Origin of the sequence: Methylophilus sp. Leaf416 (assembly GCF_001424665.1) — a bacterium.
In the GTDB taxonomy this organism is placed as follows: Bacteria; Pseudomonadota; Gammaproteobacteria; order Burkholderiales; family Methylophilaceae; genus Methylophilus.
Map to the genome: position 1 here is coordinate 159,413 of NZ_LMQS01000004.1, position 17,841 is coordinate 177,253.

Here is a 17,841-nt window from a genome sequence, read left to right on the forward strand (position 1 = left end):
CTCCCTGTATTATTATTTGGATTTTATTTTGGCTAACTTTTAAAACCATTTCACAATGATTATTGTTCATTCGAATCATAACTCATCTAAAAGAACCTCTCTCGACGCTACTCTTTAGAAGCTGCGATTGCAGTTAACAGCACTAACAGCGCATTTTTAGGTAGCTCTTAAAAATAATTTAGCTCGATTGAAGTACAACCTTAGCCCAAACAAAAAACCCGCCTGCCTTTGCCGAAGAATAATCCAGCTCTACCACTTTCAGCTTATCGCCTATCTTGGAAACCGTAGTCACCGGCGCTTTCGAATGCCATTGATCATTGGTAACTGCGCGGATGTAAACATCATCTTTAACCGTCACCACATCATCGGGTTTGATGGGCCATGCTGCGGTAGTGGTGGGTGATCCGCCATCTTGCCATTGGGTTTTATTTTTATCCACGCGACCCAGGAAAACCCAACCAGCGGATGGCAATATTTGTGGCGCAACGCGCTCTGCTTTGAGGATAGCTTCTTTAAAGTTTGGATCGACGGGTTTATTGGATGCTTCAACTGGCGCTTCGTCTGAGTTGGTGCTGGTGGAGGCAACCACTTGTGCGGTGACTTTTTCCTGGGCTTTGGCGATGATTTCTTTTTCTTCTGCCACTTCAACCGTGAAGCCCCAGCCGCCGAATTTGCTCAGGCCGCTCTCTTTAAGAAATGTCTTGATATAGCTGGGCTGGAAAAAGCATATGGCGATCAATAGCGTGATCAGGATATCCCTGGCTAGTGATGAATACTCTTTTAAGTAGAATAAGACATCCACCTTTTTTGGCTCTTCACTCATGGCTTCTCCCTTTTTTATTATTTGGGCAAAACGTATTGGCGACGGACAAAAGAAATGCGGTTAACGCATAAGCTGCAACTGCCTGTTGTTGAATAATATAATAATTCGAATAACGAAACCAATTCAGGTTTGAATGGTGCAGTAAAACCCATCCTACAGTTCACAAAATTGGCAAAAGATGCAAGTAACGTTATATTGCCTTATATGTAGTTAAATATTGATTCAGGTTATAAGGGGACGCACCCATGCGGATGGCAGATGTCATCGATTCACATTTGGACGAAATTCTCAAAGCATGGGATGCATTCGTCGCATCGCAGTTTTCATCTGCCGCAAACATAAACGCATTGGCGGGGCGTGACCATCGCTCTGAAATCCTTCGCGCGATTGCCGAAAACTTGCGTCAGCCACAAGCCAGCGCCACCCGTCTTGCGAAATCGCGAGCATCGGCAACGGCTATCAAGAATGCACCGGAAACCGGGGCTGAAAAGCATGGGCGGATCCGGGCTGAGGACGGGTTTTCTATTACCGAGATTGTGAGCGAGTTTCGCAACCTGCGAGCCACAGTGATGCGGTTGTGGGCAATGAGGAATACCACGTTATCCGATGTCACGGCCATAGAGGATGTGACGCGCTTCAACGAGGCGCTCGATCAGGCGATTGCCGAATCTGTGGATTACTTCAACCAGGTGTTTTCCAGTGACCGGATTGCACGGGATACCTTGGATAAAGAACTTAAGATCAATCGCGGGCGCCTCGAATACGCAAGCCGGATATCGCATGTAGGCTTTTGGTATTGCGACCTGCCCTTTGACGTTCTGGAATGGGACACGCAGGTAAAGAATCATTTTTTTATGGAGCCAACCGCGACGGTCACGATTGAAGACTTCTACGACAGGATTCATCCGGAGGATAGGGAGCGCACCAGGCTGGCGATTGCTGAATCGATCAGCAGCCGGGATGCCTATGACATCATTTACCGCACAGTGCACCCCATGACGAATGAGGTGAAGTGGATTCGCGCGCTCGGGGGCACCGATTACGACGCTGACGGTAGCCCTATCCATTTTGACGGGATCACCGTGGACGTGACAGCGCAAAAACTTGTTGAGATGCGCGTGGCAGAAAGCGAAGCCAGGCACCGTGGTGTGATCACCAATATGGATGAAGCGTTTGCCCTGTTTGACCAGGATTTCAACATTATTGAAGTCAATGACGCCACTTGCAAGTTTGTAGCCATGCCCCGCTCGCAAATGCTCGGTGCTAACCACTGGCAGCTGTTTCCGGGCACATACGAATCTGATATTGGCAAAATGTACAGGCAAGTACAACTGGATGGGCAGCCTAAATTCCTGGAACATCATTATGTATTCCCGGATGGCCGTACATTCTGGTTTGAGGCACGCGCCTTTAAGGTTGGGGATGGCGTGGCGGTACTTTTCCGCGACATTACCAAAAGAATCAAACTGATTGAAGCACTGAAAGAGTCCGACAAGCGCAAGGATGAGTTTCTTGCCATGCTGGCCCACGAGCTTCGCAATCCCCTGGCCCCGATTGTGACGGCAGGCGAGATTCTTTTGAGGCTTTCTCAAACGAATGAATCGATTGCGCGCCCTACTGCCATCATCCGCCGGCAGGCCAAGCACATGACGCGGCTGATTGATGATTTACTGGATGTCGCCCGGGTCACGCAAGGGCATATCCACCTGCAAAAAGAAGTGATTGATATCAATGAGGTACTCGCCCAGGCAGTTGAAATGTGCGAGCCGCAACTGCAGGCAAAAGAACTGCACCTGAATATATCCACAGAGAAGACCACGCCGGTATTTGTTGAAGGGGATATGGCGCGGCTGGTGCAATGCGTTGCCAATATACTGACCAATGCCATCAAATATACCGAACCCGGTGGGAAAATTAGTATCGTGGTCCGTAGTGAAGATGCAGAGGTGATCATTGAAGTGGCTGACACCGGCAGTGGCATTGCGCCTGAGATGCTTACCCAGATTTTCGAACTGTTCGTGCAAAGCCAAATTACCATAGATCGCTCCCAGGGAGGGTTGGGCGTAGGCCTGGCCATCGTCAAGCGTCTGATCAACATGCATGGCGGCCATGTAAGCGCATTCAGTCAGGGTGAGGGGCTAGGCTCCACTTTCGAAATACGACTGCCGCGCATTGTTTCTTCCAACACCACTGATCCCCAGGCCATAGAAGACAATGGAACGAATGGGCGCGTGTTGATTGTCGACGACAACGTGGATGCAGCCGATACCCTGGTGATGATCATGGGGATACTGGGGCATGATTGTATGGCTGTGCATAGTGCGCAAGAGGCACTGTCCACTATTGATACTTTCAAGCCAGATATCATGCTGATTGATATTGGCCTGCCTGATATCAATGGTTACGAGCTGGTACAGCAAATTGGCAAGTTGCCGATGGGGCGAGACCTGCGCAAGATTGCTTTAACGGGGTATGGGCAGCCTGAAGATAAACAGCGTGCGCTTGAAGCCGGGTTTGACGAGCATCTGGTAAAGCCGGTCGAGATTGATATATTGGAGCGCGCGATAGGTGGAGGTTAAAGTTTATACATTGAACTGAAAACCATCACTAGGCAATTGACTGTCGAGTCTTTCTGTACTTACAGGAAAAATGCGCGGTGAATGATGGCTTTTGCTTGTATCGAGATGCGATTTTGCAAATCAGGCCCCGTAGATTCTGGCTTGTTGAACAGGACTGATGCCATAATATCCCATGGTTTCTGTGCATCATCCAATCTCTGCTTTACTCGCCTCAAATGAAGGCGATTTTTCTACATGGCTGGAAGCGGCAGCGAAACGATTCTCGCCTTCCGAAGTGGAGTTGATCAGTTGCGCCTATGCGTTGGCAGTGCCTCTCTATTCCGGGCGCTCAGCACTGACTGGCACGCCACTGCTGTTACATGCACTAGGTGCGGCGACTATCCTCATTGACATGAACATGGATGTCGAAACAATCGCTGCCACGATATTGCATGCAGTGCCTGAATATCTGGCCGATTGGCGGGCAACGCTGGAAACGCGTTTGGGCACCAATATTGCGGACCTGGTGGAAGGCATTTCACGCATGGAACAAATCCAGGCGCTCAGCGAGACCGAGCGCTTGCATGGCACGGACCGGAAAAACGACGACCACGCGCAACAAATAGAAAGTCTGCGCAAAATGCTGCTGGCCATGGTGCAGGACATCCGTGTGGTGTTAATCAAACTGGCAGAACGTACGCAAACCCTGCGCCATTTGTCTGGGGCTAGCACTAGTCTGCAGAAACAGATTGCACTGGAAAGCCAGAGCCTTTTTGCGCCACTCGCCAACCGCCTTGGCGTGTGGCAAATCAAGTGGGAGCTGGAAGACCTCTCTCTGCGCTATCTGGAACCCCAGATCTACAAGGAAATCGCTCATAAGCTGGATGAGCGCCGCGTCGACAGGGAGCAATATATCATTGACGTCGTGGCAGAGCTGCAAAAAGAGCTGCTTGAAGCAGGCATCAAAGCGGAGGTCGCTGGGCGTCCCAAGCACATTTACAGCATCATCAAAAAGATGAAAAGCAAGCGTCTGGATTTTACACAGCTATATGATGTCCGTGCTGTGCGCGTGCTGGTTAACGATATCAAGGACTGCTATGCCGTGCTCGGGCTCATCCACAACCTGTGGCAGCCCATCCCCGGTGAATTTGACGACTATATCGCGCGCCCCAAGAGCAACAATTATCGTTCGCTACATACCGCGGTTAGTGGGCCGCGTGGCCTGGCACTTGAAGTGCAGATCCGCACTTTCGAAATGCATCAGCACTCTGAATTGGGTGTCGCAGCACATTGGCGCTACAAGGAGGGTGGAAAATCCGACGCCAAATTTGACGAAAAGATCGCCTGGCTACGCCAGATCCTGGCATGGAAGGATGACGTCTCTGAGAGTGGCGACCTGATTGAGCAATTCAAGAGTGAACTGTTTCAGGATCGCGTCTATGTGTTGACCCCACTGGGTAAAGTCATCGACTTGCCAAAAGGGTCTACGCCGATCGATTTTGCTTATACGCTGCACACCGATCTGGGGCACCGTACGCGTGGCGCCAAGATCAATGGCAGCATCGTGCCGCTCAACACCAAATTACAGAATGGCCAGCGCGTAGAAATCCTGACTTCAAAACTTGGTTCGCCTAGCCGCGACTGGTTGAATGCTTCACTGGGTTATCTGCAAACCACCAGCGCCCGCGCCAAGGTCAGGCAATGGTTTAAATACCAGCATTTTGATGAACATGTGGCCCAGGGTCGGGTGAAGCTGGATCGGGAGCTACATCGGGCCGGCATCGGTGCCATCAATCATGAAAAGATCGCCCAGAAACTCCACTTCCAGAAACTGGAAGATTTTCTGGCCGCCATTGGGCGTGGAGATGTCAGTGAACATCAAATCTCGCTTGCGATCCAGGAAGATACTGCGCCCAAGACAGTAGACGTAGCAATCACACGCCCTCCCAGACGGAACACCGCGCTGCACCCCCACGCCGGTATTGTGATTGAGGGGGTTGGCAACTTGCAGACAGGGTTTGCCAAATGCTGCAAACCATTACCGCCGGATCCAATTGTTGGGTACCTGACGCGCGGTCACGGGGTGACTATCCATCGCGGCACCTGTGGCTTCATAGCACGGTTACCAGAGGAGCGGCGCGACCGTGTACTGGGTGCGCAGTGGGGCAGCGACGAGAATTTCAGCGCAACGGTTGATATTGAAGTGGAGGCCCATGATCGCCAAGGCTTGCTCCGGGATATTAGTGATCTATTTGCACGGGAAAAGATTAATGCCATCAAGGCTAACACTATAAGCAGGCACAATCTGGCGCTGATGCAGTTTTCGATTGAGGTGACAAACCTTGAGAAACTCAGCCACCTACTGACGCTGATTCAGCAGGTGCCGAACGTCATTTCAGCACAGAGAAGGTGAAGTCCAACCCCAATGATTGCTTTATAGCGGAAAACCTTGTGATCTCATAAAAGCGTCCACTTTATCGGTATAAGTACCTTCCAAACCCAGTTGCTCATTGATCTCCCCATGCGACATAGCCACCGGGAAGATGCTAGCCTGCGAGCCAAACTGGACGGCCTTATCCACAAAGGCCTGTGCCTGAACACAGTGTTTATCTTTCCTCTCCGTTGAGCAGACTGCCAGCATGGGCACGGTTTTCTGTGTGAGCTGGTAAATGGGCGATACGCTTTGCCAGAATTTTGGGTCTTTGCCAAAGGCATTGTCATACAGACCCATGTGGCGCCCGGCCATGGTTTTTTCGATGTCGTAGCCGCCGCTATCCAGCATCACTGTGGCTAGCCATGGTTGGGTGCCTTGTTGCTTGACGATACTGGGTGTGGCGGTGATCAGTGCAACCAGGTGCGCACCGGCTGAGTGGCCCATGATCACGAACCGTTTGCTATCGCCACCCCAAGTTGGTGCAAGACTTTGCGCTTTAGCCAGGGAGAGTGCGATGTCGTTGGCTTGCACCAGAGGATCGGCCTTGGGCACCATCCGATAGTTGGTGGAGACAACGATAATGCCCTTGGGTAGCCAGTGATTGACCTTGTTTTCTACCACGCGGTTCATGGCCTTATCGCCGCGCTTCCAGCCGCCTCCATGCACCATGAAGATGATCGGTGCGTTTTGCGCATTTGCCGGGATATACACATCCATGCGCTGGTCATGGTCGCTACCGTAGGCGATATTGCTTTTCAATACCGCACCGGCAGGCAGATCGAATTTCTGGCGGCTACCCCTGCCGGCTTCTTCGACATCGCTGCCTTCATTCGCCTGCTGGCGTTCGGCAATCCTTTCCTTGATTCGGTCACGCAAGGGCCCGGCAGAAGCAGGCTGGATGAGCGAGCTAAGGATAAACACGTAAACGCAAACAGACAGTAATTTCATGATGAACGCCTTTCAAAATCAATTATTAATTGCGTTAGGGTTGTGTGAAATATTAATTTACTCTGATCCCAATTATTCGTGGTTAGGTGAAATTCGACATTTTCAGGCCGCGCCAGGCGAGCGCCACATGATGGACGGCAATAAACACCGGTGGTTTTGACTGAATAATAAAACTGACCATCTGCCTGAGAATCCCGCGCCAACACTTGCTGCCAGCGTGGGTCATTTAGTGTTTTCTGTGCTGCGGCATCTTTCGTTTTTGAACTCAACATATCTTGATCTCCATCTGTTAAGTGAAAGATACAAGATTATTCAATTCAAAAAACTCTCACTGTTGCTTTTCTAAATCTAGTGCAAGTCTCAACCTTTGGTTTAAGTTGTAGCTTTAACACTTTATTGCAAAAATTGGCTACAACATGCGTTAATAATAAAACAAGCCCTCATAACATTGGAAATCCATTTCAGGAATAAACATTTATGATTACTGAGCTAACAATACAAAATGTTGCAACATATACATCTCCCGTTAATCTCAGTGACATAAGAAAAGTTAATTACATATTTGGAGCCAACGGTAGCGGAAAAACCACTATAGGCCGTGCTATTGAACAAGCCATTGAGCACACAGACTGCAAAATTACTTGGGCAGGTGGCTCTCCTCTAGAAGTAATGGTTTACAACCGTGACTTTGTTGAAAGGAATTTCAATATTCAGAGTCCTGTCCGTGGCGTTTTTAGTTTGGGGGAGAATCAAGTTCAAGCTGAAGCTGAGATAGCAGTTTTACGACCTCAAATTGAACAAGAATTGAGAAGAATTAGAGGTTTAAATGAAAACCTTCATGGCAATGAAGAGCAACCCGGTCGTAAAGCAGAATTAAGCACTATCGAAAATAACTTAAGAGACAAAGCATGGATACAGAAACAAAAGCATGACGCTTATTTCCAAAATGCATTTACTGGTGTAAGAAACAATGCAGAAAGATTCAAAGAAAGAGTATTACATGAAGTTTCGAATAATCATGCTGTTTTGCTTGATATAGACACTCTAAAATCAAAAGCTACAACAGTATTTTCCACAGCTCTCGAAAGAGCGGAGCCACTACCTCTAATAATTGTTGATGACTTACTTAGATTCGACTCAAACCAATTATTACAGAAACCAATTATTGGTGCTCAAGATGTAAATATCTCAAAACTAATTAATCAACTAGGCAATGCCGATTGGGTTAAACAAGGCTTACATTTCCATCAGCAAACTAACAATGTATGTCCGTTTTGCCAACAATCCACCACTAAAGAATTTTCTGATAATTTAGGGAAGTTTTTTAATGAGGAATATGAAAATGACATTCAAGAAGTCATTAAGCTCAAAGAAAACTATGTCCATGCAGCAAGCACTCTTGAAACTACATTAGAGATAATTAAACGAGTAGACTCAAGCTTCATCCCTAAGGAGCTTTTTGCTGCGGAGGTAGATTTACTTAAAGATTTATTAAAGCGAAATATAGATCAGTTTACAAATAAGTTGAAAGAGCCAAGTAGGAAATTGACGCTGGAGTCTGTAGGTCAATTGGCATCTCAGCTCATATTTCACATAACTGTTGCAAATACTGCAATCGAAAAACATAACCAAGTAGTTCTGAATATTGCACAAGAAAAACTACAGCTTACATCCGAAATTTGGAAATTTGTGCTTGCTGAGCTTCAAATAGATATCGCTGAATACTTAACAAAAAAAACCAACCTCCAAAATACGATTCAAGGTATGGAACAAAGTTTAGATGGTGCTCTTACCAGGAAGAGACAATTGGAGGATCAGATTAAAGCTTTAGAAAAGCAATCGACCTCTGTTCAACCTACTAAAGATGCAATTAATAACTTATTAAAAACCTTCGGATTTACTTCATTCACGATTGAAATCGCAAATGATCAGGGACAATACAAAATCTGTAGGGAGGATGGTTCAGATGCTCGGCAATCACTTAGTGAGGGAGAAAAAACGTTTATTACATTTTTATACTTTTACTATTTAATAAAGGGAGCTCAAACTTCAGACGGTACAACAACAAATCGAATTGTAGTGTTTGATGATCCGATATCGAGTTTAGACAGTGATGTTTTGTATATCGTCAGTAGTTTAATTAAGAGTATTTTTGAAGAAATCAAAACCCAAACTGGATATATAAAACAGATATTTGTATTAACCCATAATGTTTATTTTCATAAAGAAATTAGCTTTAGTTCGAAACGATCTGGAAATACTCCTTTTGCAGAAGAATCTTTCTGGATGGTCAAAAAACTTTCGACTGGTAGCAATATAGAAAGATGTTCTGAAAATCCAATCAAATCTGCTTACGAACTATTGTGGAATGAAGTTAAATCACCAAATCAATCTAGTCTCACATTACAAAATACTCTGCGACGCATTTTAGAAAACTATTTCACAATGTGGGGAGGCAAAAGTAAAGATGAACTTTGCGAATCGTTTAGCGGCAAAGATAAACTAATTTGTCAGTCATTGTTTTCATGGGTTAATGATGGCTCTCATTCAATTCATGACGACCTTTATATAAATCATGGATCTCAGACAAATGACTCTTACTTGCAAGTATTTAAGCAAATTTTTATCAATGCTAATCAAGTTGGACATTACAACATGATGATGGGATTACCCGCTTAACAATTAAAACTAAAAGGCCTAAAGCAAAGGTAGACATTTAACATGAACCGCAAGAATTTTATGCTTAGAAATGGCGCAACCTGTTCAAACTGGACTTGGAGCTGGTCATTTGTTAATCACAAAGAAAAGGTTATTTTTTTTGGGACATGGTTTGCAGAAAACAATCAAGACAAAGAGCTAATTCTCAGTGAGCAATGGGAATATCTAAATAAGAGGAAACAACCCGGATATTCTCAGGCTCTAGAACATATAAAGCTTATTGAAAAAGGATACAAACTCAGAACTTTTAAGCAAATTTATTCAGATGAGAGAAGAATTAATAGAAAAAATGCTCCTGCGAAAATTAAAAAGATTATCCCTGATACAAATCCAAGAACTTTAAGAAAAATTGGTATTGAATGGTTTGCAACTCCATTAGAAACAGAGGAAAAGGTTGCAAGAGTTTGTTGGAATACAAATGATTGGCAAAAACCATCAGGACGGGAAGGAAAATCAAGAGACCAAGAATCCTATGAGTCGCTTTATGGGTTTGGTCATGAGGAATGGTTACTTGATACAACAAAACCTATTAATGGCTATCACTATGGCCACCTTAAAGCCATTGGAGCTCACCGCAATACATACCTAAATAGAGTCTTTAATATTCACCTTTACTCTATCAACGCAAAAGAAAAAGAACGTTTGTGGATAGGGAAAATTAAGAATGTAGAGGTTACAACAATAGATGAGTCAATTGCTGTTTATAAAGAATATAAGCGCAACGGTTGGCTTGCAGAAATGAAGAGTCAGCTTGTAGCAGTTGGAGGGAATATAGTGGCTTTTGAGGCAATTAATCCCGCCTATTTTGCTGTTATTAAATACAAAGCCCTAGACTTAGAGTTACTTGACCACCCTCTTAAATTCAGCGCTAATGATAACTCTGTTAAATCCGATTACTACAACCTCAAAGACTTTGTTTCGGTTCCAAACTCAATAGAAAAACAACATTTTAAATTCAAAAGTGGTCACAACAAAAAAGCGTCAACTGCTCGACATAGTTACTCTAAAAAAGCGGGAGAGAAAGACTTACAGCATAACCGTATGCAAGATGCTCTATATGAGCTGCTAGTAAAAGAATATGGAAAGTCTAACGTTGGAACCGAAAACAACTCAGGAAACGGTACCTTTATTGACGCAGTTGCAAGACATGCTAAAAAATATACCTTCTACGAAATTAAAACAGCGCCAACAGTTACAAGATGTATTAGAGAGGCAATTGGTCAGCTTCTGGAATATGCACATTACAACAAAGAAATTGGGATTGAGTCACTTATTATCATTGGACTGCAACCGATAACTAAAGAAGCTAATACGTATTTAGCAAATATCAGAAAACTTTATAGCCTACCTATAATCTACAACCAACTTAAAATAGAAACCATGGAGCTTTTGTAAATTATTAATCAAAAAATAAAAAGCCCGTTTTGCAACGGGCTTTTTATTAACCGCACTTACTATCGCCGCAGTTCAAGCAGGTCATGCATCCATCCATCAGTATGCTGGCTTTGGTATTACACTTTTTGCAAAGCTGCGCACCTTTGGGGAAGCCTTCATCGTTTGCTTCTTCACCTGACTTGGCGTGCTTTTCCAGGTATTCCGCTTTTTTCTCTTCCACCAGTTTTTGCTGGTGTTCGTCTAAGCCTGGCTTTTTCAGCATGCCGATTTCTTGCAGGTGGGTTTCTACCACTTCACCAATTTCGGCCACCAGGCTAGGCACAAACTTGCCGCCTTTTTTGAAATAGCCGCCTGAAGGTTCAAATACGCTTTTCAGTTCTTCTACCAGGAAGGTGACATCGCCACCTTTACGGAACACGGCGGACATGACGCGGGTCAGCGCGACGATCCACTGGAAGTGTTCCATGTTTTTGGAGTTGATGAAAATCTCGAACGGACGGCGGTGCTCTTGTGGCGTGCCTTCGTTCATGATGACATCGTTGATGGTGATGTAGAGCGCGTGCTCTGTCACCGGCGTTTTGATCTTGTAGGTGTTACCCACAAGCATATCCGGGCGGCTTAGCGGTTCGCCCATCTGGATAACATTCGTAGCAGCCGCTGCTGCGGCTTCGGTTGCTTTTTTGTCTTCATCGGTCACCAGTTTGTAGGCGGTGATTTTTTTGTCGATCTTGATTGCCATGTTGTTCTCCCTATTGGAGTAATCAATTTTTCAATAAATTCAATCATCTAAATCTTAAAAATTTTAGATGGTTGCCGTCGCGAGCGAAGCCAGTGCCAGGCGAAAAGCGGTTTTAAACCGGAGTGTACAAATAGTACATGAGGATTTAAAACTGCTTTTTAACGCCGCAATGGCGAGAGCAGCAGGCAAACACTAAAATTTTCCGTAGTAGCCTTCCTTGAAAGCGTCGAATAAATTAGCCGCCGTATGAATCTCGCCGTCGTACTCAATCTCTTCATTCCCCTTGGCTTCGATCTCGGTGCCATCTTCCAGCGTGAACTTGTAAGTGGTGCTTTCCAAATCTTTCTCGGTCACCAGTACACCCTGGAATGCTTCCGGGTTAAAGCGGAACGTCGTACAACCTTTCAGGCCCTTGTCATACGCGTAGAGGTAGATGTTCTTGAAATCCTCAAAGTCGTAATCGGTCGGCACGTTGATGGTTTTGGAGATGGAGCTATCAATCCATTTTTGTGCCGCGGCCTGGATATCCACATGGGCTTTTGCCATGATGGTGGATGAATCGAGGAAGTAATCTGGCAACTGCTCTTCCGGCTTGTTGCTGAACGGCATGGCGTTGGCATTCACCAGTTCGCGGTAAGCCAGCAGCTCGTAGCTGAATACATCGACTTTCTCTTTGGACTTTTTGCCTTCACGGATCACGTTACGCGCATAGTGGTGGGCAAAGCTCGGCTCGATACCGTTGCTGGCGTTGTTGGCCAGGCTCAGGGAAATGGTACCGGTTGGTGCGATAGAGCTGTGATGCGTAAAGCGTACACCCTTGGTCGCGATCTGGTTACGCAGGCCTTCGGGGAACTGCTGCATGTAGCGGCTGTATTTACCCAGCAACACTTTACCGGCCAGTTTCTGGCCGACCTTGATGCCATCAGCGGCCATTTCTGGGCGCAGGCGCAGCATGTCGGCAGTCACTTCGAATTTTTCGTCCATGATAGGTGCCGGGCCTTTTTCTTCAGCCAGTTGCACGCCGACTTCCCAGCCCACTTCGGCCATGATGCGGGTGACTTCTTCGGTGAATTTCACGGAATCATCTTCACCGTATTTCATTTTCAGCATGGTGAGTGTGGAGCCCAGGCCCAGATAGCCCATGCCGTGACGGCGTTTGCGGGCGATTTCCACGCGTTGCTGTTCCAGTGGCAGGCCGTTGATTTCCACCACGTTATCCAGCATACGGGTGAAGACGCCAACCACGTCGCGGTATTCTTCCCAGTCGAAATGCGCTTCTTCGGTAAATGGCTTGCGCACGAACTTGGTCAGGTTGACGGAACCTAGCAGGCAGGCACCGTAAGGTGGCAATGGCTGCTCGCCGCAGGGGTTGGTAGCGCGGATGTTTTCGCAGAACCAGTTGTTGTTCATTTCGTTGACGCGGTCGATCAGGATAAAACCTGGCTCGGCAAAGTCGTAGGTGGAAGACATGATCACGTCCCACAGGCGGCGGGCCTTGATGGTTTTGTAGATGCGGCAGGCGACCTTGCCTGCATCAGGGCCATCGACCTTGCTCAGGTATTTATGCTTGATCGGCCAGTCACGCCACACCACTTGTGACTCGTCATTCACATTCAGGCCATCAATAATCGCTTCTTTCTCGGTGACCGGGAAAGCCAGGCGCCATTCGTCATCGGCTTTCACCGCCTCCATGAATTCTTTGGTGATCAGGCAGCTCAGGTTGAACTGGCGCAAACGGCCGTTTTCGCGCTTGGCCTTGATAAAGTCAGTCACGTCGGGATGCGAAATATCAAAGGTTGCCATTTGCGCGCCACGACGGCCACCGGCAGAAGACACGGTGAAACACATTTTGTCGTAGATATCCATAAACGACAGCGGGCCGGAGGTATAGGCACCGGCACCGGCCACAAACGCGCCTTTCGGACGCAGGGTGGAGAACTCGTAACCGATACCGCAACCGGCTTTCAGGGTCAGGCCGGCTTCGTGCACCTTGCCCAGGATGTCATCCATGCTGTCTTCCACCACGCCGGATACCGTGCAGTTAATGGTAGAAGTGGCTGGCTTGTGCTCCAAGGCACCGGCATTAGAAGTGATACGCCCCGCAGGAATGGCGCCGCGGCGTAACGCCCACAGGAATTTCTCGTGCCATTCGGCTTTTTTCTCTTCGGTGGTTTCTACATCGGCCAGTGCACGGGCGACACGGCTATAGGAATCATCCATGTCCTGATCGACATGCTCACCGGTTTTAGTCTTGAGGCGGTATTTTTTATCCCAGATATCGAGCGAGACCGGCTGCACCGGAATGTCCACTGCACCCTCTTCTGAATAAACCTTCTTCGTTTCAACTGCTTTTAGCATTGAGCTTCTCCATACCTTGGTGATTCTTATGATTTGACACATCAGTCTGTAAGCACCAAGGCTTTAGCGACTGACATCGCTTTCTGAAACCCGCCGGGCAAGCATTTGCATACTCGTCAATGCACGCGCTACTGCTAGAAGCACGTACCCGGCCAAACACAATATATTGTGTTAGTTGCGGTAATTTATGCCTATATTTTGTTGACGTCAACCCATTTTTATGCCTTTTTTTGGTGCGTAATGCTTGCATTTTTCCAATCACTTTAGACACAAGGGCTGTGGCATAGGTGAGTCATCACTCTCCTGTTTCGCATGCATTTCATTGGTGCGTTCAATCAAGATATCAACACAAATATGCGAGAATAGCGCCATGCCAAAATTCGTGTATACCGCACTGATCTATATGGTGGCGCTGCTGCTGCCACTCAAGCTGCTTTGGCGCGGCCTGAAACAACCCGCATACCGCCAGCATGTGGCCGAACGTTATGGGTTTTATACCCAAAAAATAAACGCACCATTGATCTGGGTACATTGTGTGTCGGTCGGCGAAACCCGCGCCACTCAACCGCTGATCCAGGCACTACTGAAAGAATATCCACAACACCAGATACTGATGACGCACGGCACCCCCACTGGGCGCGAAACAGGTCAGCAGGTATTGCGTGAAGAAATTGCCAGTAGCCGTGTGCTGCAAGCGTATTTACCGGTAGACACGCCTGGTGCCGCCAAACGCTTTTTAAACTACTTCAACCCGGCCATCGGCCTGTTAATGGAAACCGAACTATGGTTTCACCTGATTGCTGAGGCCAGTAGCAGACAGATGCCGGTAGCCTTATTAAGTGCGCGCCTGTCGGAAAAATCAGCACACGGTTACGCCAAACTGGGCAAGCTCACGCATGATTGCCTGCAGCAGCTAGCGCTGGTGGCGGCCCAAACTGAGGCGGATGCACAACGACTACAAGTCTTAGGTGCTAGCAATGTGATGGTATGCGGCAACCTGAAGTTTGACGTCACGCCGCCGGCGGATAGTGTGACCAACGGAGCACGCTTACGCGAGCTGCTTGGTACAAACCGCACTGTGCTGATGGCGGCGAGCACACGTGAAGGTGAAGAGCCTATGATCCTGGACGCGGTAAAAGACAGTGACGTTTTGCTGTTATTAGTCCCGCGCCATCCGCAGCGTTTTGCCGAAGTGGAGTCATTGCTAAAAGCATGCGGCTTGCGCTATGTGTTGCGCACCGAGCTTGCGCAAACGCTGAGTGAGGATGTGCAAGTAGTGCTGGGTAACAGCATGGGCGAGATGTATGCCTATTATGCCGCGAGTGATTTTGCGATCATGGGCGGCAGTTTGCAGCCGCTGGGTGGACAGAACCTGATTGAAGCCGCAACGATGGGAGTGCCCACTATTTTAGGGCCGCATATGTTTAATTTTGCGCAGGTGACGAGAGAGGCGGTTGCGGCGAATGCGGCGGTGCAATTGGCGGATGTTGCAGAGTTAAAAAACATGATTGCAAACCTGGCGAAGGACAAAGCCAAGGTTAGAGCAATGTCTGAAGCGGCGAAGGATTTTACGGTGCAACATCGTGGAACGACGCAAAGATTGATGGCAGCAATCAATAAATTATTAAAAACTTAATTGTTTAGACTTAAAAGCTATTGGCTAAATTTATTAGCTTCGTAACGCTTTTACTGCATTCCTTTTCGCCTCTAGGCGACCGTTCTTTCTTCCATAAGTAAAAGCAAAGAAAAAGACGAGCATTTTTTCAGAAAAGTTATGTTTTGTAGAAGGTTTCTAGTTAGGGGAGTTTCCATTTCGCCTCTAGGCGAGTTACTTTTCTTTGCTTGCACAAAGAAAAGCTAACCAAAAGAAATGCACCCTAGCATCCGCTTGTTTCCTGCGTTGCTCGTCAAAACAAGCGGTCGCGAAACTCATCCTAGCGGCCTGCACAAAACGCAGGCCACCGCGGGATTCGGACAGTCGCTCCCTTCTTCCTTATTTTGCCTGCGCTACTCGGCGCGTCAGATAGGGGCCCGCTTAAAACCACCACGATGAAGCAATTTTTAGTACATTAAGGATGGCGGGCGCTTAGTGAGTTTTAAACTTCGAAGACCAAATTCAAATTCTGATACCTCTGTTTCTTTGCTTGTTTTTAAGGAGTGTTTGAGCGTGCTGCAATGTAAAGAATTACACTCAAGCGAAAGCGTGTGCTTTTCACGGGCCCCTATCTGACGCGCCGAGTAGCGCAGTCAGCGTGGGAGCTTTCGGCCAGCGTCTGTTCGAGTTCCGCGGTGGCTTGCGTAGTGTGCAAGCCGCTAGGGCGAGTTTNCCTGACGCGCCGAGTAGCGCAGTCAGCGTGGGAGCTTTCGGCCAGCGTCTGTTCGAGTTCCGCGGTGGCTTGCGTAGTGTGCAAGCCGCTAGGGCGAGTTTCGTTGGACGCCCACGTTGACGAGCAACGCAGGGAATAAGCGGAAGCTAGGGTGTCCTTTCTTTTGGTTACTTATTCTTTGGGCAAGCAAAGAAAAGTAACTCGCCGAAGGGCGAAAGGCACCGGTAAATATTCTTAGAAGTCCCTATTAAAAACAAACCTAAGCAAGTGCAGCATACCCTCTTCGATTGCAACTAAGTTAAGTCTCCACCTCGCCTGGATTCTTGCCGTCACCAGAATGACGGTGAGATGCAATAAATTAATGTGGGAGCCATTCCTCCCCAAATCTCAAAACCCCAAATGCGGCCGTAAATAAGTCAGCACTATCGGCAATCCAATCGCACTGATCACCCCATTCAACCCCATCGCCATACTGGCATAAATCCCCGCCTCTTCATTCACACTAAATGCCCGCGTAATCCCCAATCCATGTGCACCCACACCAATCGCCGTGCCACGTATCCACCATTGATGTACTTTGCAAGCATTCAAAATATAAGGTGCCAGGATCGCACCCAGCATTCCGGTAATCACAGTGAATACCGCTGTCAGCGTTGGCGACACACCCAGCCGCTCGGCAATGCCCATCGCAATCGGCGCAGTGACCGATTTGGCATACATGCTGCCGACAATATTGTCAGAGGCGCCCATCAGTTTGCTGATGGCAACTGCACTGACGATCGATACCGTACTACCCGCAGTCAGTGCAACCCAGATATGGAAAATCTTGCCCTGCATGCGTTTGAAGCCGTAATAGATAGGTACTGCCAGCGCCACCGTTGCCGTGCCCAGCAGGAAGTGCACAAACTGCGCGCCTTCAAAGTATTTCTCGTACGGCATATCCAGCGCATCAATAATCAGGCAGGTCAGGATCACCGCAATTGCCACCGGATTGACCAAGGGATGGCGTTTGGCACGTACATACATCAGATAGCCGAGCTGGTAAGTGGCCAGCGTGATGATCAGCGCAAACAGGGGGTCGCCGGACAGGTAGACCCAGATTTCAGAGATAGGCAGGCGGTTACTCATGGCGCTGCTCCCGGGTGATGCCTTTATTGCGTTTCAGTGAAAAGTACCAGAATACTTTGAGCACGATTGCCGTCACCGCAATGGTCAGGATAACGCTGACCAGCAAGGCGGTACTCACTGCCAGCGCATGCGTTTGCAATTCAGGCAGGAATAACAGCACACCGACCGAGGCGGGCACAAACAGTAAGCCCAGATGCTGGCGGAAAGCGTCCGCAACGTCGGCAAGGTCTTTATCCACCTGGCCGCGCAGGCACAGGAATGCCAGCAGTAACAATAAGCCAAGCACCGGCCCCGGAATACTGGGCAGGAAAAACTTGCTGAGCAACTCACCCAGGCCCTGCCACAAAAAGAGTTGAACCAAACCTGATATCATGCAATCCCCTTATATACATGGCCGCGCTGCTACGGCCGAT

The 17,841-nt window shown here is 47.7% G+C and carries 11 protein-coding genes and 1 pseudogene; 5 read left to right on the forward strand and 7 right to left on the reverse strand.

Annotated features, from left to right (window positions below; genetic code table 11):
- Positions 1-178 precede the first annotated feature (178 nt).
- Positions 179-823 (reverse strand): hypothetical protein, encoded by a 645-nt coding sequence (locus tag ASG34_RS10580; protein ID WP_055830315.1) that lies wholly within the window; start codon positions 821-823, stop codon positions 179-181.
- A 251-nt stretch (positions 824-1,074) separates the two neighbouring features.
- On the opposite strand from ASG34_RS10580, the gene ASG34_RS10585 reads away from it, so the two are divergent.
- Positions 1,075-3,402: an ATP-binding protein gene (locus tag ASG34_RS10585; protein WP_162239325.1), complete on the forward strand. Its 2,328-nt coding sequence runs from the start codon at positions 1,075-1,077 to the stop codon at positions 3,400-3,402.
- A gap of 172 nt (positions 3,403-3,574) precedes the next feature.
- Positions 3,575-5,794 (forward strand): RelA/SpoT family protein, encoded by a 2,220-nt coding sequence (locus ASG34_RS10590; protein ID WP_055830319.1) that lies wholly within the window; start codon positions 3,575-3,577, stop codon positions 5,792-5,794.
- Positions 5,795-5,815: 21 nt separating this feature from the next.
- Here the strand turns inward: ASG34_RS10590 and ASG34_RS10595 are convergent, their stop codons facing one another.
- Together ASG34_RS10595 and ASG34_RS10600 are read right to left on the reverse strand one after the other, a co-directional pair.
- Positions 5,816-6,763, reverse strand: coding sequence for an alpha/beta hydrolase (locus tag ASG34_RS10595; RefSeq protein WP_055830320.1), 948 nt, complete (start codon positions 6,761-6,763; stop codon positions 5,816-5,818).
- 86 nt (positions 6,764-6,849) lie between these two features.
- Positions 6,850-7,035 (reverse strand): annotated as a pseudogene (locus tag ASG34_RS10600) (Ada metal-binding domain-containing protein); the annotation flags it as partial.
- 205 nt (positions 7,036-7,240) lie between these two features.
- On the opposite strand from ASG34_RS10600, the gene ASG34_RS10605 reads away from it, so the two are divergent.
- Together ASG34_RS10605 and ASG34_RS10610 are read left to right on the forward strand one after the other, a co-directional pair.
- A complete protein-coding gene (locus ASG34_RS10605) occupies positions 7,241-9,442 on the forward strand; it encodes an AAA family ATPase (RefSeq protein ID WP_055830325.1) in 2,202 nt (733 codons plus the stop codon).
- A 42-nt stretch (positions 9,443-9,484) separates the two neighbouring features.
- On the forward strand, positions 9,485-10,876 hold the full coding sequence (locus ASG34_RS10610) for a hypothetical protein (protein ID WP_055830326.1): 1,392 nt from the start codon (positions 9,485-9,487) through the stop codon (positions 10,874-10,876).
- 46 nt (positions 10,877-10,922) lie between these two features.
- On the opposite strand, the gene ASG34_RS10615 is transcribed toward ASG34_RS10610, so the two are convergent.
- Positions 10,923-11,615 (reverse strand): TSCPD domain-containing protein, encoded by a 693-nt coding sequence (locus tag ASG34_RS10615; protein ID WP_055830328.1) that lies wholly within the window; start codon positions 11,613-11,615, stop codon positions 10,923-10,925.
- Between the two features lie 192 nt (positions 11,616-11,807).
- Positions 11,808-13,973 carry an adenosylcobalamin-dependent ribonucleoside-diphosphate reductase gene (locus ASG34_RS10620; RefSeq protein ID WP_055830330.1) on the reverse strand — a complete coding sequence of 722 codons (2,166 nt, stop codon included), beginning with the start codon at positions 13,971-13,973 and terminating at the stop codon, positions 11,808-11,810.
- A gap of 370 nt (positions 13,974-14,343) precedes the next feature.
- Here ASG34_RS10620 and waaA point away from each other — a divergent pair, with 370 nt between their 5' ends.
- Positions 14,344-15,609: a lipid IV(A) 3-deoxy-D-manno-octulosonic acid transferase gene (waaA, locus tag ASG34_RS10625; RefSeq protein WP_200934445.1), complete on the forward strand. Its 1,266-nt coding sequence runs from the start codon at positions 14,344-14,346 to the stop codon at positions 15,607-15,609.
- 1,078 nt (positions 15,610-16,687) lie between these two features.
- On the opposite strand, the gene ASG34_RS10630 is transcribed toward waaA, so the two are convergent.
- Together ASG34_RS10630 and ASG34_RS10635 are read right to left on the reverse strand one after the other, a co-directional pair.
- Entirely contained in the window at positions 16,688-17,428 is a 741-nt protein-coding gene (locus tag ASG34_RS10630) for an LrgB family protein (protein ID WP_055830334.1), read from the reverse strand.
- Positions 17,421-17,801 carry a CidA/LrgA family protein gene (locus tag ASG34_RS10635; protein ID WP_055830336.1) on the reverse strand — a complete coding sequence of 127 codons (381 nt, stop codon included), beginning with the start codon at positions 17,799-17,801 and terminating at the stop codon, positions 17,421-17,423. The genes ASG34_RS10630 and ASG34_RS10635 overlap by 8 nt, the downstream gene beginning before the upstream one ends.
- Positions 17,802-17,841: the final 40 nt, after the last annotated feature.

Bases quoted from the DNA above. Each gene is read 5' to 3' on its own strand.
- ASG34_RS10590 (WP_055830319.1), top strand. From the start codon at position 3,575: ATGGTTTCTGTGCATCATCCAATCTCTGCTTTACTCGCCTCAAATGAA.
- waaA (WP_200934445.1), top strand. From the start codon at position 14,344: ATGCCAAAATTCGTGTATACCGCACTGATCTATATGGTGGCGCTGCTG.
- ASG34_RS10635 (WP_055830336.1), bottom strand. From the start codon at position 17,801: ATGATATCAGGTTTGGTTCAACTCTTTTTGTGGCAGGGCCTGGGTGAG.
- ASG34_RS10595 (WP_055830320.1), bottom strand. From the start codon at position 6,763: ATGAAATTACTGTCTGTTTGCGTTTACGTGTTTATCCTTAGCTCGCTC.
- ASG34_RS10615 (WP_055830328.1), bottom strand. From the start codon at position 11,615: ATGGCAATCAAGATCGACAAAAAAATCACCGCCTACAAACTGGTGACC.
- ASG34_RS10580 (WP_055830315.1), bottom strand. From the start codon at position 823: ATGAGTGAAGAGCCAAAAAAGGTGGATGTCTTATTCTACTTAAAAGAG.
- ASG34_RS10605 (WP_055830325.1), top strand. From the start codon at position 7,241: ATGATTACTGAGCTAACAATACAAAATGTTGCAACATATACATCTCCC.
- ASG34_RS10620 (WP_055830330.1), bottom strand. From the start codon at position 13,973: ATGCTAAAAGCAGTTGAAACGAAGAAGGTTTATTCAGAAGAGGGTGCA.
- ASG34_RS10610 (WP_055830326.1), top strand. From the start codon at position 9,485: ATGAACCGCAAGAATTTTATGCTTAGAAATGGCGCAACCTGTTCAAAC.
- ASG34_RS10630 (WP_055830334.1), bottom strand. From the start codon at position 17,428: ATGAGTAACCGCCTGCCTATCTCTGAAATCTGGGTCTACCTGTCCGGC.
- ASG34_RS10585 (WP_162239325.1), top strand. From the start codon at position 1,075: ATGGCAGATGTCATCGATTCACATTTGGACGAAATTCTCAAAGCATGG.